14 protein-coding genes and 1 tRNA gene are annotated in these 13,684 nt (G+C 64.2%); 13 read left to right on the forward strand and 2 right to left on the reverse strand.

Annotated elements, in window-relative coordinates; translation table 11 throughout:
• Together UP10_RS29940 and UP10_RS29945 are read left to right on the forward strand one after the other, a co-directional pair.
• Complete coding sequence (locus tag UP10_RS29940) at nt 1-1,071, forward strand: NAD/NADP octopine/nopaline dehydrogenase family protein (protein ID WP_044590779.1); 1,071 nt, start codon at nt 1-3, stop codon at nt 1,069-1,071.
• A gap of 62 nt (nt 1,072-1,133) precedes the next feature.
• Nucleotides 1,134-2,006: an amino acid ABC transporter substrate-binding protein gene (locus UP10_RS29945; protein ID WP_044590780.1), complete on the forward strand. Its 873-nt coding sequence runs from the start codon at nt 1,134-1,136 to the stop codon at nt 2,004-2,006.
• A 204-nt stretch (nt 2,007-2,210) separates the two neighbouring features.
• Here the strand turns inward: UP10_RS29945 and UP10_RS29950 are convergent.
• Nucleotides 2,211-2,287, reverse strand: a tRNA-Arg gene (locus tag UP10_RS29950).
• Between the two features lie 272 nt (nt 2,288-2,559).
• The gene (locus UP10_RS29955) at nt 2,560-4,038 is read right to left on the reverse strand and encodes a sensor histidine kinase (RefSeq protein WP_044590781.1); all 1,479 of its coding nucleotides are present in this window, start codon (nt 4,036-4,038) and stop codon (nt 2,560-2,562) included.
• 379 nt (nt 4,039-4,417) lie between these two features.
• Between UP10_RS29955 and rpmH the strand changes: the two genes are divergently transcribed.
• From rpmH to dapE, 11 genes are all read left to right on the forward strand, one after another.
• Nucleotides 4,418-4,552: a 50S ribosomal protein L34 gene (gene rpmH / locus UP10_RS29960; RefSeq protein ID WP_006609582.1), complete on the forward strand. Its 135-nt coding sequence runs from the start codon at nt 4,418-4,420 to the stop codon at nt 4,550-4,552.
• Nucleotides 4,553-4,582: 30 nt separating this feature from the next.
• A complete protein-coding gene (gene rnpA / locus UP10_RS29965) occupies nt 4,583-4,960 on the forward strand; it encodes a ribonuclease P protein component (RefSeq protein ID WP_044590782.1) in 378 nt (125 codons plus the stop codon).
• A gap of 4 nt (nt 4,961-4,964) precedes the next feature.
• Nucleotides 4,965-6,830: a membrane protein insertase YidC gene (gene yidC / locus UP10_RS29970; RefSeq protein WP_044590887.1), complete on the forward strand. Its 1,866-nt coding sequence runs from the start codon at nt 4,965-4,967 to the stop codon at nt 6,828-6,830.
• 102 nt (nt 6,831-6,932) lie between these two features.
• Nucleotides 6,933-7,583 carry a ribosome biogenesis GTP-binding protein YihA/YsxC gene (gene yihA, locus UP10_RS29975; RefSeq protein WP_044590783.1) on the forward strand — a complete coding sequence of 217 codons (651 nt, stop codon included), beginning with the start codon at nt 6,933-6,935 and terminating at the stop codon, nt 7,581-7,583.
• Nucleotides 7,583-7,951, forward strand: coding sequence for a DUF423 domain-containing protein (locus tag UP10_RS29980; protein ID WP_044540951.1), 369 nt, complete (start codon nt 7,583-7,585; stop codon nt 7,949-7,951). Before yihA ends, UP10_RS29980 begins: the two co-directional genes overlap by 1 nt.
• A gap of 107 nt (nt 7,952-8,058) precedes the next feature.
• Nucleotides 8,059-8,952, forward strand: coding sequence for an acetylglutamate kinase (argB, locus tag UP10_RS29985; RefSeq protein ID WP_044590784.1), 894 nt, complete (start codon nt 8,059-8,061; stop codon nt 8,950-8,952).
• A 194-nt stretch (nt 8,953-9,146) separates the two neighbouring features.
• Nucleotides 9,147-10,133, forward strand: coding sequence for a DUF1036 domain-containing protein (locus UP10_RS29990; protein WP_044590785.1), 987 nt, complete (start codon nt 9,147-9,149; stop codon nt 10,131-10,133).
• A gap of 25 nt (nt 10,134-10,158) precedes the next feature.
• The gene (locus UP10_RS29995; RefSeq protein ID WP_044590786.1) at nt 10,159-10,851 is read left to right on the forward strand and encodes a pyrimidine 5'-nucleotidase; all 693 of its coding nucleotides are present in this window, start codon (nt 10,159-10,161) and stop codon (nt 10,849-10,851) included.
• A 94-nt stretch (nt 10,852-10,945) separates the two neighbouring features.
• Nucleotides 10,946-11,791: a 2,3,4,5-tetrahydropyridine-2,6-dicarboxylate N-succinyltransferase gene (gene dapD, locus UP10_RS30000; RefSeq protein WP_044590787.1), complete on the forward strand. Its 846-nt coding sequence runs from the start codon at nt 10,946-10,948 to the stop codon at nt 11,789-11,791.
• Between the two features lie 67 nt (nt 11,792-11,858).
• The gene (locus UP10_RS30005) at nt 11,859-12,479 is read left to right on the forward strand and encodes a DUF805 domain-containing protein (protein ID WP_044590788.1); all 621 of its coding nucleotides are present in this window, start codon (nt 11,859-11,861) and stop codon (nt 12,477-12,479) included.
• Between the two features lie 17 nt (nt 12,480-12,496).
• Entirely contained in the window at nt 12,497-13,651 is a 1,155-nt protein-coding gene (gene dapE, locus UP10_RS30010; protein WP_044590789.1) for a succinyl-diaminopimelate desuccinylase, read from the forward strand.
• Nucleotides 13,652-13,684: the final 33 nt, after the last annotated feature.

Raw genomic sequence — 13,684 nt, forward strand, 5'->3', positions numbered from 1 at the left:
ATGCGCGTAAGTATTCTTGGAGCCGGCTCCGCCGCCTGCGCCGCCGCCGCTTATCTCTCGACGGCGGGGCATGACCCGATGCTGTGGTCGCCTTCCGGCCGGAGCACGGCAGCCTTCGCGGCAGGAGATCCGCTGCGGGCGACGATGGCGATCGAGACGAGTTTCCATCCGCGCATTGCCGGCGGTGCCGCCGAAGCCATCGCCGACGCGGACGTCTTGATGCTCGCGATGCCGGGCTACGCCCACAAGATGGCCCTCGATGCCGCGGCGCAGCACCTGCGGGATGGCCAGCCGATCATCATCAGCTCGCACGCCTCCTTTGGCGCGCTCTATCTCTCGCAGCAGCTCGCGGCGCGGGGAGTCCGTGCACCGATCATCACCTGGAACACGACGCTGACCACCGGCCGCAAGACTTCGCCCACCGAGGTCGCCGTCAACTCGGTGCGCTCGAAGGTCGATCTCGCGACGGTGCCGCAAAGCGGCAGCGCCGAAGGTCTCGCGCTCTGCACCGCGCTGTTCGGCGACCGCTTCGTCGAACGCGACGGGCTTCTCGCCATCGCGCTCAGCAACCTCAACCCGCAGAACCATCTCGGCATCGCCCTGTTCAACCTGACGCGCATGGAGCGCGGCGAGCGCTGGGGGCAGGCGGAGAACGTCACGCCGGCCGTCGGGCGCGTGATGGAAGCGCTCGACGCCGAGCGGCTGGCGATCGCCGAAGCCTTCGGCGTTTCGGTGCGGACCATCCGCGAACACTACGCCTACTCCTATCAACTTCCGGTCGCCAGCATCGCCGAGATGAATGCCGAACTACACAACCGCGGGCGCGGCGGCTTCGGCCCAGCCACGCTGGACAGCCGCTACGTCCTCGAGGACGCCCCCTTCGGATTGCTGCCGACGGTGCTGCTCGGGCAGCTCGTCGGGCGTCCGGCGACGCTTCACGAGGCCGGGGTGACCATGCTCTCGGCGGCCTACGGCCGCGACTTCACACAAGACAATGACCTTCTGCCCGCGCTCGGCCTCATGCAGATGACGCGGGAGGAACTCCAGACGCGAGCACGCGGAGGATTCTAGACACCCTCCCTCAGCCGGGGGCGGATCACCATGCGAGCGATCGCGACAACCGAGAGAGACCTATGACACCCAATCTTGCTGCCGCCACAGGCGCGTTCCTAGCCATCGGCCTCGCATCTTCGTCCGCCGGGGCGCAGGAGGTGGACTCCATCGTCAAGAAGTTGCGCGACACCCAGACCATCACCATGGGCGTCAGGGACACTTTGTTTCCCTACAGTTACCTCGACGACAAAAAGAACCCCACGGGCTATTCGATCGAGTTCTGCACACGCATCATCGAAGACATCAAGAGCGAGTTGAACCTGCCGGAGATCAAGATCAAATACGTCCCGGTTACGATCCAGAACCGTCAGGCGCTCGTCGCCAATGGCACGATAGACCTCGAATGCGAAGGTACGGTCAACACTTTCGGCCGCAACAAGCAGGTTGACTTCTCGTCGGTCTCCTATGTTTCGTCGAGCCAAATGCTCGCTCTCAAGAGCACCGGCATCAAGAGCTATGACGATTTGAACGGCAAGATCGTCGCCGTGGCAACCGGCGGCAGTAGTGAGCCTGACCTCAAAAACCTCGTCGCCGAAAAGAAGCTGAACATCCGGATCCTGAACGTCGACGACCACGCGGCCGGCCTGATCACCGTGGAGACCAGGCGCGCCGACGCCTATTTCAGCGACAACGGCGCCTTCTACGGGCTGATACGGCAGTCGAAGAAGCCCGACGCGCTGGAAATCGTTGGCGATGAATATGGCTATGCGCCCCAAGGCTTCATGGTGCCCAAGCTAAACCCGACGATCATCTGGATCGTCAACCATTCCATGGGGAAGATGTTCAAATCGGGCGAGGCCGAAGCCCTGTTCAACAAGTGGTTCGGGCAGTTCGGTGCTCATGTCTCGCCGAAACTAAGGGCGGCCTGGGCCACCCAGTCCTACGCCGAGTGAGCCCGGCCTGACATCGCACCGGTACTGCTTACCAATCGGGACTGTGCATCATCCTCTGAAGGCGCGCTTAAAGTGTCTTGAAAGCCAAAATGCAAGAACACGACACCCACGGTCGCAATCGAACTATCGGTCTGGATAAGGCACCGATAGTCGACTTCCGTGCACCCTGTTGGGTTCGCGACTCTGTTCAGAATGGTGGGAAAATGGCGCGCCCGGAACGATTCGAACGTCCGACCCTCAGATTCGTAGTCTGATGCTCTATCCAGCTGAGCTACGGGCGCATTTTCGCGGCAGGGCCATAGGGCCCGCGTGCATCCGGGAGGCCCGGAGACAGCGCGAAAGAGCGCTTTAGCTACAGGCTCCGGGTCCGGTTGGCAAGGTCTTGGAGGCAGGTTCTGACCGGCGAATTTGATCGGAAAGGGCGAAAATGGAGCCTGGAATGACCCATTTTCTGTCGTTTCGGGCCCGGCCGCGGTGCGATCCCCGAATCTCGGGCAACAACTTCGAGATTCCGGGTTCGGCGCGTTGCGCCGCCCCGGAATGACGGCTTGGCTTACGCCCGTGCCCGCTCGTTCCGGATCGAGAGCAGTTCCACCGGGCGGTCCGGGATCGAGATCTGGAAGGTGGCGCCGATGGTGCCCTCGACCAGATGGATATTGCCGCCATGGGCGCGGATCAGTTCGGCGGAGATGGCCAGTCCCAGCCCGCTGCCGCCGGGGCGGCCCGAGGTCTGGAAGGCCTCGAACAGATGCTCGCGCGCCTTGGCCGGCACGCCGGGGCCGGTGTCGGAGACCTCGATGATCGCAACCGTCCCCTCGCGGCGGCCGGTGATACGGATCTGCAGGGCACCGCCGTCGCTGGCCGGCCGGTTCTCGAGCGCCTGCGCCGCGTTGCGCACGAGGTTGAGCAGCACCCGGAACAGCTGGTCTGGATCGGCGTCGATGGTCAGCCCGCGCTCGATCGCGCTGATCCAGGCGATGCTGGCATCGGTGGCGAGACCTGCGGATTCCCGCACCTCGGCGACCGCCGGCTCGACCGCGATGACGCGGCGGTCGGGCGCCGCCTCCTGCGCGCGGCCGTAGGACAGCGTCGACTGGCAGAAGGCGATGGCGCGCTCCAGCGAGCGCAACAGCTTTGGCGCAAAGCGCTGCACCCGCGGATCGGGCACGCTGGCGAGCTGGTCCGACAGCAGTTGCGAGGAGGCCAGCAGATTGCGCAAATCGTGATTGATCTTGGAGACGGCCAGCCCCAGCGCCGCGAGCCGGCTCTTCTGATGCAGCATCGAGACGAGATCGCGCTGCATGTCCGACAGCTCGCGCTCGGCGACGCCGATCTCATCGCCGCGCTGGCTCGGCACGATGATTCGCGCCGGGCTTTCCGGATTTTCGTGGAAGCCGATCAGGTTCGCGGTCAGCCGCCGCATCGGGCGGACGAACAGATAGTGGAGCGCGAGATAGACGAGACCTGCGGTCAGCCCCGCGATCAGGAGCGCAACGACCAGGACGTTGCGCGAGAAGCGGTACATCGCTTGCCGCAGCGGCTTTTCGTCGATCACCACCTCGATGAACTGGGCCTGGCCCGGCGCCGCGCCGACCACACGGATGGTCTGGTCGCCCCGCTCCAGCATGATCTCGAAGGCGTCGACGATCGCCGACCACACCGTCAAGTTCCGCATGTCGACGTCATGATCGATCGCGGCCGGCAGGTCGGCGCTGGCGAGCAGGCGGCGCTGCTGCCCCAGCTTGATCGCGACCGCGCGCGCGCCGATGCTGGTCAAGATCTGCCGCGACAGCGAATCCGGCACCATGCCGGAGGGCGCGGCATCCAGCACCAGCGCCGCGGTGTTGGCGGCGGCCAGGCGGTCGTTCAGCCGATTCATGCGGAAGTTGGCGATCGCCGGCACATAGATCAGCAGCCCGGCGATCATCACCAGGGGAATCGTCAGCAGCAACAGCTTGCCAGACAGCCCGAGCCGGAGGGATGGCTTGGGCCGCAGCTTCAGCGCGGTCGCCTGATCGTCGGTTACAGCCACAACTAAGGCCTTGCTTGGCTTAGGGGGTCGAAGATGCGGCCCGGCCCCCAAGCCGGTCAAATTACGGATCGCTAATGTCGGCAGGTTCCCTCAGACGCCGCAAAGCGCTGCCCCTTACCGCCAAAAACCCCGCGAAAACAGATATATTCGTCCCAATTGCGACCTTTCGAAGAAGTCCTTTTGCGACACCCTGCGACGTTGACGAAAAGGGGACGCTCCCTTATAAGCCGCGCAATTGTCCGCGATGGTCCGGTTCTTGACCGGAGGCGGCTCATTGGGGCCGTGAACGGCTCGCCGTGGGCCCGCCAGCATCACCGGACTTCATCTCAACGGACTTATCTTAATCCGGGCGAACTGCCCGGTCAGCGGAGACTTACCCGTGAAGCGGACTTATCAACCCAGCAAACTGGTGCGCAAGCGCCGTCACGGCTTCCGCGCTCGCCTCGCCACGACTGGCGGCCGCAAGGTCCTCGCCGCGCGCCGCGCGCGTGGCCGCAAGCGCCTGAGCGCCTAAGCCCGGACGTCTCCTCCCCGGAGATACCTTATGGATCGGCTAAGGCAGCGGGCGGACTTCCTCGCCGTTGCCAATGGCGCGCGGGCGAACAGTACGGCCTTTGTGCTGCAGGGACTGCGCCGCGACGATGATGGCCCGATCCGAGTCGGATTCACCGTCACCAAGAAGAACGGGACCGCGACCGAGCGAAACCGCATTCGCCGCCGGCTTCGCGAAGTGGTGAAGCAGGTCGACGTCATATCGATGCTGCCGCACCATGATTATGTGCTAGTCGGCCGCCGTGACGCGCTGACCCGTGACTTTGCGACCATGATTGACGATCTGCGGTCGGCGCTGCGCCGCCTCGACCGGCCTGCGCCCAAGGTACCTAACAAGGCGCGTAATCCGAACGGAATGACGAGACCCTAAGATGATGTCCGACAACCGCAACACCATCCTTGCCGTCATTCTGTCCGGGGTCGTCCTGATCGCCTGGCAATATTTCTACAACGTGCCGCAGATGGAAAAGCAGCGCGCCGAGACCCAGCGACAGACCGAGCTGCTGAAGCCGACGGCGCAGCCGACGCCTGGCCAGAGCCCCACGACGACGCCATCGCCGTCGGCCAGCGGCACGCCAACCGCCACGCAACCCTCGGCCATCGCCGAACCGGCCGTCAGCCGTGAGGCTGCCATCGCAGCCGCCCCGCGCGTCAAGATCGACACCCCGCGGATCACAGGCTCGATCTCGCTGAAGGGCGCGCGCATCGACGACATCGCACTGGTTCAGTTCCGCGAGACGGTCGACCCGGCCTCGCCGCCGATCGTGCTGTTCTCGCCGTCGCAGACCGCCGCCCCCTATTACGCCGAATTCGGCTGGGTGCCTGCGAGCGGCACGACGGCGCGCATTCCCGACCAGAACACCGAGTGGCAACAGGACGGCTCCGGCAGCCTGACCCCGACCACCCCGGTGATGCTGAAATACGACAATGGCGCGGGCCTCACCTTCCGCCGCATCATTTCGATCGACGACCGCTACCTCTTCACCATCAAGGACGAGGTCAGCAATGTCGGCAGCGCGCCGGTCACGCTCTATCCGTTCGCGCTGATCTCGCGCCACGGCACGCCGCAGGTCTCCGGCTACTACATCCTGCATGAGGGCCTGACCGGCTATCTCGGCGAGCAGGGCCTGCAGGAATACGCCTACAAGAAGATCGACGACGCCAAGCAGATGACCTTCGACGTCACCGATGGCTGGCTCGGCATGACCGACAAGTACTGGGCGTCGGCGCTGTTGCCCGACACTACGGCCAAGCTGCATGTGACCTACAGGTCGAACGCGGTCGGCACCAACCACAACTACCAGACCGACTATCTGCAGGACGCGCAGACGCTGCCGATCGGCGGCACCATCAGCGCCAATGCGCGGCTGTTCGCCGGCGCCAAGGAAGCCAGCGTGGTCGGCATCAACTTCCCGCTGGTCGGCTTCGGCGGCTACACCAAGCAGCTCGGGCTGAACCATTTCGATCTCTTGATCGACTGGGGCTGGTTCTACTTCATCACCAAGCCGATGTTCCTGGCGCTCGACTGGTTCTACCACCTGTTCGGCAATTTCGGCGTCTCGATCCTGCTCGTGACCGTGATCGTGAAGCTGCTGTTCTTTCCGCTCGCCAACAAGTCCTACGCCTCGATGGCGAAGATGAAGTCGGTGCAGCCGCAGCTCGCCGCGCTGAAGGAGCGCTATCCGGACGACCGGGTGAAGCAGCAGCAGGAGATGATGGAGATCTACAAGAAGGAGAAGATCAACCCGATCGCCGGTTGTCTTCCCGTTGCGCTCCAGATCCCGGTGTTCTTCTCGCTCTACAAGGTGCTGTTTATCACCATTGAAATGCGGCACGCGCCGTTCTTCGGCTGGGTCAAGGACCTGTCGGCGCCGGATCCGACCAATCTGTTCACGCTGTTCGGCCTTTTCCACTACGATCCGACGCAGCTTCCGATCTTCGGCCACTATCTGGCGCTCGGCATCTGGCCGATCATCATGGGCATCACGATGTGGTTCCAGATGAAGCTCAATCCGACGCCGCCGGATCCGACGCAGCAGATGATCTTCACCTGGATGCCGCTGATCTTCACCTTCATGCTGGCGGGCTTCCCGGCGGGCCTCGTGATCTATTGGGCCTGGAACAACACGCTCTCGGTGCTGCAGCAGAGCTTCATCATGCGCCGCAACGGCGTGAAGGTGGAACTGTTCGACAATCTGAAGTCCACGTTTGCGTCAAAAAAAGCGGTATCGAAGACCTAGCAAGCGCCGTTGCTTGGACGCGCAAAGCCTAACTCGTCATGCCCGGGCTCAAGCGCGTCTTCGCGCTTTAGCCCGGCTACGACGATGGATGGAAACCTTCGCATGAGCACCGAACCTGATGCGAAGCTGATCGAGCAAGGGCGAAAGCTGTTCGCCGGCGACTGGCACTTCATCTGGGCCTCGCCCTCGATCGAGACGCTGCCGCCGATGGCAGGCCTGGAAGTGGCCTTTGCCGGCCGCTCCAATGTCGGCAAGTCGAGCCTGATCAACGCGCTGACCGGCCGCGGCAGTCTGGCACGCACTTCGCACACGCCGGGCCGCACCCAGGAGCTGATCTTCTTCGAGGGCCCGGAACAGGCGGACGTTCGCCTCGTCGACATGCCCGGCTACGGCTACGCATCGGCGCCCAAGGTCAAGGTGGCGTCGTGGACGGCGCTGATCCACAAATTCCTGCTCGGACGCGCCACGCTGGCGCGGGTCTATGTGCTGATCGACGCCCGTCACGGCATCAAGGACGTCGATCTCGACGTGCTGAAGACGCTGAATAAATCCGCGGTCAGCTATCAGGTCGTGCTGACCAAGGCCGACCAGGTCAAGGCCGGCGAATTGAGCACGACGCTCGCCGAGACCATTGCGGCGCTGGCCAAACACCCCGCGGCATTCCCCGAGGTGCTGGTGACCTCGTCGCGCACCGGCGCCGGGATGCCGGAGCTGCGCGCCGCGATGGTGCGCCTGATCGAAGAGCGGCGCTGATGGCCGGCCTGCACCGCATCCTGATCGGCCTCGCCGGGCTGATGGGCGCCTGTGGCGTGGTGTTGGCGGCGGCCGCAGCCCACCTCGCCGACGCGTCGCGGCTGGGGGCCGCCTCCTCGATGCTGCTGTTTCACGCCACCGCCGTGCTTGCGACCGTGGCGGTCGCGGACCGCGCCATCGTTCATGCGAGGATCGGAACCGTTGCGGCGATCGGTTTCGTCATCGCGGCGTCATTGTTCGCGGGCGACCTGACGGTCCGCCAATATGCCAGCCACGGGTTGTTTCCGATGGCCGCCCCGACCGGCGGAACATTGCTGATTCTGAGCTGGGTGGTGCTGGCGATCGCGGCGATGTGGCCGAAGCGTTGATCAATCTGGCCTTCTCCCATGCTGATGGGAGGGGGCAGCACTTTGCGCCCTGCCCGCCAATCGGATAGAACCCTGCGCGCCCCTCCGCTGACGACGAGACCCGCCCCATGACCGACCAGCAGATCAGCCCGCTCGATCAGGCCCGTATCCTGTCCGAGGCGCTGCCGCACATGCAGGAATATGACGAGGAAACCATCGTCATCAAGTATGGCGGCCATGCCATGGGCTCCGAGGACACCGCCAAGGCCTTCGCGCGCGACATCGTGCTGCTCGAGCAGACCGCGATCAATCCGGTGGTGGTGCACGGCGGCGGCCCGCAGATCGCGACCATGCTAAAGCGCCTCGGCATCCAGTCGGAATTCGCAGCCGGACTGCGCATCACTGACGCCGCGACCATCGAGATCGTCGAGATGGTGCTGGCGGGCTCGGTCAACAAGCAGATCGTCGGCTACATCAACGAGGCCGGCGGCAAGGCCGTGGGCCTCTCCGGCAAGGACGGCAACATGGTGAAGGCGTCGAAGACGACGCGCACCATGGTCGACCCGGATTCCAACATCGAGAAGGCGATCGATCTCGGCTTCGTCGGCGATCCCGAAAAGGTCGATCTCACGCTGCTCAACCAGCTGATCGGCTATGACCTGATCCCGGTGCTGGCGCCGCTGGCAACGTCGAAGGACGGCCAGACGCTGAACATCAACGCCGACACCTTTGCCGGCGCGATCGCGGGCGCGCTGAAGGCCAAGCGGCTGTTGCTGCTGACCGACGTGCCCGGCGTGCTCGACCAGTCCAAGAAGCTGATTCCGGACCTGTCGATCAAGGATGCCCGCAAGCTGATCGCCGACGGCACCATCTCCGGCGGCATGATCCCGAAGGTCGAGACCTGTATCTACGCGCTCGAACAGGGCGTGCAGGGCGTCGTGATCATCGACGGCAAGACGCAGCACGCGGTGCTGCTCGAACTCTTCACCAACCAGGGCACGGGCACACTGATCCACAAGTGATGCGAGATGCGGGCACGCGCATACGAAGCGTCATGGCCGGGTTTATCCCGGCCATCCACGTCTTGTTTGATCGCCGGGCGAAAGATGTGGATGCCCGGGGCATTGCTGTCCATACGCGCTTCGCGCTTTTGCCCGGGCATGACGAATTAAAAGCGAGGCCACCGCACCGTCGCTCTTCGCTAGATCGGCTCTTGATGTCACTGCCGGCCGCCGTCGTGTCGGTTCTGTTCTCTGGGGCGCCGGCGCTTGCCGATCTCAAGCTCTGCAACCGCATGAGCTATGTGGTCGAGGCGGCGATCGGTATCGACGACAAGGCGGCGACCGCGACGCGAGGCTGGTTTCGCATCGATCCCGCCACCTGCCGCGTCGTGGTGCAGGGCCAGCTGACCGCCGACCGCGTGCTGTTGAATGCACGCGCGCTCGGCGTCTACGGCGCCTCGCCGATCCCGCAGAACGGCACCGACACGCTCTGCGTCGCGCAGGACAATTTCGTGATCGCCGCTGCGCGCCAGTGCCGCGCGGGCCAGACGCCCGCACAGTTCACCCAGATCACGCCGACGCAGGGCGATGACGGCAACCTCACTGCGTATCTCGCCGAGGACAGCGAATATGACGACGAACAGGCGCGGCTCGCCGCCATCCAGCGCCTGCTGGTGATCGCGGGCTATGATGCGGCACCGATCGACGGCGTCGACGGGCCGAAGACGCAAGGCGCGCTGTCCGCATTCCTCAAGAGCCGCGGGCTCGCCAGCGACATCGTGCAATCGCCGACCTTCTTCACCGCGATGGTCGACGCCGTGCAGAAGCCATCGTCATCGGGGCTGACCTGGTGCAACGACACCCCGCACAAAGTGATGGCCGCAGTCGCGACCGACGACGGCAAGGTGGTGACCAGCCGCGGCTGGTATCGCGTCGATCCCGGCAAGTGCCTGCATCCCGACGTGACGGGCGCGCCGAAACAGATCTACTCCTTCGCCGAAGCCGTCGACGGCGATAACCGCACCATCAAGGTCAAGGACAAGCCGCTGAACTGGGGCGGCCTCACCCAGCTATGCACCCGGGAAAGCACATTCGAGATCAACGACCAGGGCGACTGCGCCAACCGCGGCCTCGCCGTAACAGGCTTTGTGCCCGTCGACATGACCAGCGGCGGCAAGACGCTGCGCTTCGCGATGCCGTGATGGGCCCCCTCTTTGCCGTGAGAGCTTGATGAAAACTCCCCGCAGCTTCGGCCATGTCGACACCTGGGTGTTCGACCTCGACAACACCCTGTACCCGCATCACGTCAATCTTTGGCAGCAGGTCGATGCGCGGATCGGCGAGTTCGTCAGCAACTGGCTGAAGATTTCGCCGGAGGAAGCACGGCTGATACAGAAGGACTATTACCTGCGCTACGGCACCACGATGCGCGGCATGATGACCGAGCACGGCGTGCGCGCCGACGACTATCTCGCCTATGTGCACAAGATCGACCACTCGCCTCTCGAGCCTAATCCGGCGATGGGGGCTGCGATCGCGAAGCTGCCGGGGCGCAAGCTGATCCTGACCAACGGCTCGACCGACCATGTCGATGCGGTGCTCGGCCGGCTCGGCATCAGCGATCATTTCGACGGCGTGTTCGACATCATCGCCGCCGATCTCGAGCCGAAGCCGGCGCCGCAGACTTATCAGAAGTTCCTGACGCTGCATGACGTCGATCCCACGCGGTCGGCGATGTTCGAGGACCTCGCGCGAAACCTGGTCGTTCCGCACCAGCTCGGCATGACCACCGTGCTTGTGGTGCCCGACGGCAGCCGGGAGGTGGTGCGCGAGACCTGGGAGCTCGAAGGCCGCGACGCCGAACACGTCGATCATGTCACGGACGATCTGACCGGGTTTTTGCAGCAGTTGACGCCCTGACGACGGCGGAGTTTGGCTTGACTCCGCGGCCCCAAATCCCGAAAAAGCCTTCCAACCTCCCGTCATAATCCCGATACGCCCAAGGATTGTCCCGATGTCGCTGTCCGCCCTCGAATCCACCGTCAACACCGCATTCGATGCCCGCGACGGCGTTTCGACCTCCACCAAAGGCGAGGTCCGCGAGGCCGTCGATCACGCGCTGGAGCTGCTCGACAAGGGCGAGGCCCGCGTCGCCGAGCGCGAGGCCAGCGGCAAGTGGAAGGTCAATCAGTGGCTGAAGAAGGCCGTGCTGCTGTCGTTCCGCCTCAACGACATGAGCGCCATTCCCGGTGGCCCCGGCAACGCCTCGTCGTGGGATAAGGTGCCGATGAAGTTCGAGGGCTGGGGCGAGAACCGTTTTCGCGATGCTGGCTTCCGCGCCGTGCCGGGCGCGATCGTCCGCCGCTCAGCCTTCATCGCCCGCAACGTCGTGCTGATGCCGTCCTTCGTCAATCTCGGTGCTTACGTCGATGAAGCCACCATGATCGACACCTGGTCGACGGTCGGGTCCTGCGCCCAGATCGGCAAGCGCGTGCACATCTCCGGCGGCGTCGGCATCGGCGGCGTGCTCGAACCGTTGCAGGCCGAGCCCGTGATCGTCGAGGATGATTGCTTCATCGGCGCACGAAGCGAGGTCGCCGAGGGCGTGATCGTGCGCAAGGGCGCGGTGCTGGCGATGGGCGTGTTCCTCGGCGCCTCCACCAAGATCGTCGATCGCGAGACCGGCGAGATCTTCATCGGCGAGGTCCCGGAATATTCTGTCGTGGTCCCCGGCACAATGCCGCCAAAGCTGATGAAGAACGGCCAGCCGGGCCCGGCCGTCGCCTGCGCCGTGATCGTCAAGCGTGTCGACGAGCGCACCCGCTCCAAGACCAGCATCAACGAGCTGCTGCGGGACTGATCGAACCAGTTTCCACCCCAGAGCGACAAAATTTCGGGCCGCGAGTGATTTCCGCCCGGAGTTTTTTATGGATTGGACGTCGTACCTTTTCAGCTTCGAGGGCCGCATCAACCGCGCCAAATACTGGCTCGCGGGACTGGTCATCGTCTGCGGCATGATCGCCCTCGCCGGCGCGGTGCTGGCTGCCGGCCTTGCGTTCAGATGGAACATGTCGTTCGGCTACAACACCAATGATATCTTCGGGATCGTCGATCCAGGCTCCTACAGATCGCTCTCCTGGTCTCGCCTGCCGCGGACCGTGATCAAGGTGATCGGAACGGCACTGTTCGTCTGGGTCTATTGTGCGGCTTCGATCAAGCGCCTGCACGATCGCGACAAGAGCGCGTGGTGGATGCTGCCCTACTTTGTGCTACCCGGCCTCTGCAACCAGTTCGCCGATCGTCTGCCCGACTCGTACTGGTGTCTCCTGCTGACCGCCCCGATGGCGCTGTTGTATCTCTGCGGCTTCATCGAGATGGGCTTCCTCCCCGGCACCCGATATCCCAATCAATATGGTCCCAATCCGCTCGGCAAGACACCGGGACGGCCGCGCAACGACCGCGGCAACGCGTCGCGCCCGACGCAGGGCTGGGATCAGCAAAGCGAGCTCGAATTCATGCCGCACAAGGCTGGCCCATCCGCGGTGTGACGTGTTAAGCGGACGGCATGACTGATGCTGTTTCCATCACCCGCGATCTCGTCCGCTGCCCATCCGTCACCCCGGTCGATGCCGGCGCGCTCGGCGTTCTCGAAAATCTCCTGACAGCCGCCGGTTTCGACGCCCATCGCGTGACCTTCTCGGAGCCCGGCACCGCCGACATCGACAATCTCTATGCCCGCATCGGCAGCGAAGCGCTGCATATCACCTTCGCCGGACATACCGATGTGGTGCCGCCGGGCGATGAATCGGCATGGACGCTCGGCGCATTCTCCGGCGAGGTGAGGGACGGCTATCTCTACGGCCGCGGCGCGGTCGACATGAAAGGCGGCATCGCCTGCAGCGTCGCCGCGGTGCTGCAATATCTCAAAGACAATGGCGGCAAGCCAAAAGGCTCGATCTCGTTCCTGATCACCGGCGATGAGGAAGACGTCTCGGTCAATGGCACCGTCAAGCTGCTGAAATGGTGCGCCGAACGCGGCGAAAAATTCGACCATTGCGTGCTCGGCGAACCCTCGAATGTCGAGGTGCTTGGCGACATGATCAAGGTTGGCCGCCGCGGCTCGCAGTCCGGCACGCTTGTTGTCGATGGCGTGCAGGGCCACGTCGCCTATCCGCACCGCGCGTCGAACCCGGTGCCCGACATCTCGCGGCTGATCGTAGCCTTGAGCGACGAACCGCTCGATCACGGCAGCGCACAATTCCAGGCGAGCAATCTCGAATTCACCACCGTGGACGTCGGCAACACCGCAGGCAACGTGATCCCCGGCCAGGCGCGCGCGAAATTTAACATCCGCTTCAACGACAACCACACCCAGGAAACCCTGCGCCAGCTGGTCGACGCGCGCCTCGAAAAGGCCTGCGGCAACCGCATCCGCGCCCACATCGACTGGATGCCGTCGAACTCCAATGTGTTCGTCACCAAGCCGGGGCCGTTCACCGACCTCGCGGTATCGGCGATCGAGGAGGTCACCGGCCGCAAGCCGGAGCTCTCCACCTCCGGCGGCACCTCGGACGCGCGCTTCATCTCCAGCTACTGCCCGGTGATCGAATTCGGCCTGGTCGGCCAGACCATGCACCAGATCGACGAGCGCACACCGGTGTCGGATCTGGAGAAGCTGACGAAGGTCTATCGCGGCGTGCTGGACCGGTATTTCGGCTGAGCTGTCATCGTCCGCCACCGGGTCGCGCGAATG

Source organism: Bradyrhizobium sp. LTSPM299 (assembly GCF_000938235.1).
In the GTDB taxonomy this organism is placed as follows: Bacteria; Pseudomonadota; Alphaproteobacteria; order Rhizobiales; family Xanthobacteraceae; genus Bradyrhizobium.

Bases quoted from the DNA above. Each gene is read 5' to 3' on its own strand.
- UP10_RS29940 (WP_044590779.1), top strand. From the start codon at position 1: ATGCGCGTAAGTATTCTTGGAGCCGGCTCCGCCGCCTGCGCCGCCGCC.
- UP10_RS30005 (WP_044590788.1), top strand. From the start codon at position 11,859: ATGGATTGGACGTCGTACCTTTTCAGCTTCGAGGGCCGCATCAACCGC.
- yidC (WP_044590887.1), top strand. From the start codon at position 4,965: ATGTCCGACAACCGCAACACCATCCTTGCCGTCATTCTGTCCGGGGTC.
- UP10_RS29990 (WP_044590785.1), top strand. From the start codon at position 9,147: ATGTCACTGCCGGCCGCCGTCGTGTCGGTTCTGTTCTCTGGGGCGCCG.
- UP10_RS29945 (WP_044590780.1), top strand. From the start codon at position 1,134: ATGACACCCAATCTTGCTGCCGCCACAGGCGCGTTCCTAGCCATCGGC.
- dapD (WP_044590787.1), top strand. From the start codon at position 10,946: ATGTCGCTGTCCGCCCTCGAATCCACCGTCAACACCGCATTCGATGCC.
- argB (WP_044590784.1), top strand. From the start codon at position 8,059: ATGACCGACCAGCAGATCAGCCCGCTCGATCAGGCCCGTATCCTGTCC.
- dapE (WP_044590789.1), top strand. From the start codon at position 12,497: ATGACTGATGCTGTTTCCATCACCCGCGATCTCGTCCGCTGCCCATCC.
- rnpA (WP_044590782.1), top strand. From the start codon at position 4,583: ATGGATCGGCTAAGGCAGCGGGCGGACTTCCTCGCCGTTGCCAATGGC.
- UP10_RS29980 (WP_044540951.1), top strand. From the start codon at position 7,583: ATGGCCGGCCTGCACCGCATCCTGATCGGCCTCGCCGGGCTGATGGGC.
- yihA (WP_044590783.1), top strand. From the start codon at position 6,933: ATGAGCACCGAACCTGATGCGAAGCTGATCGAGCAAGGGCGAAAGCTG.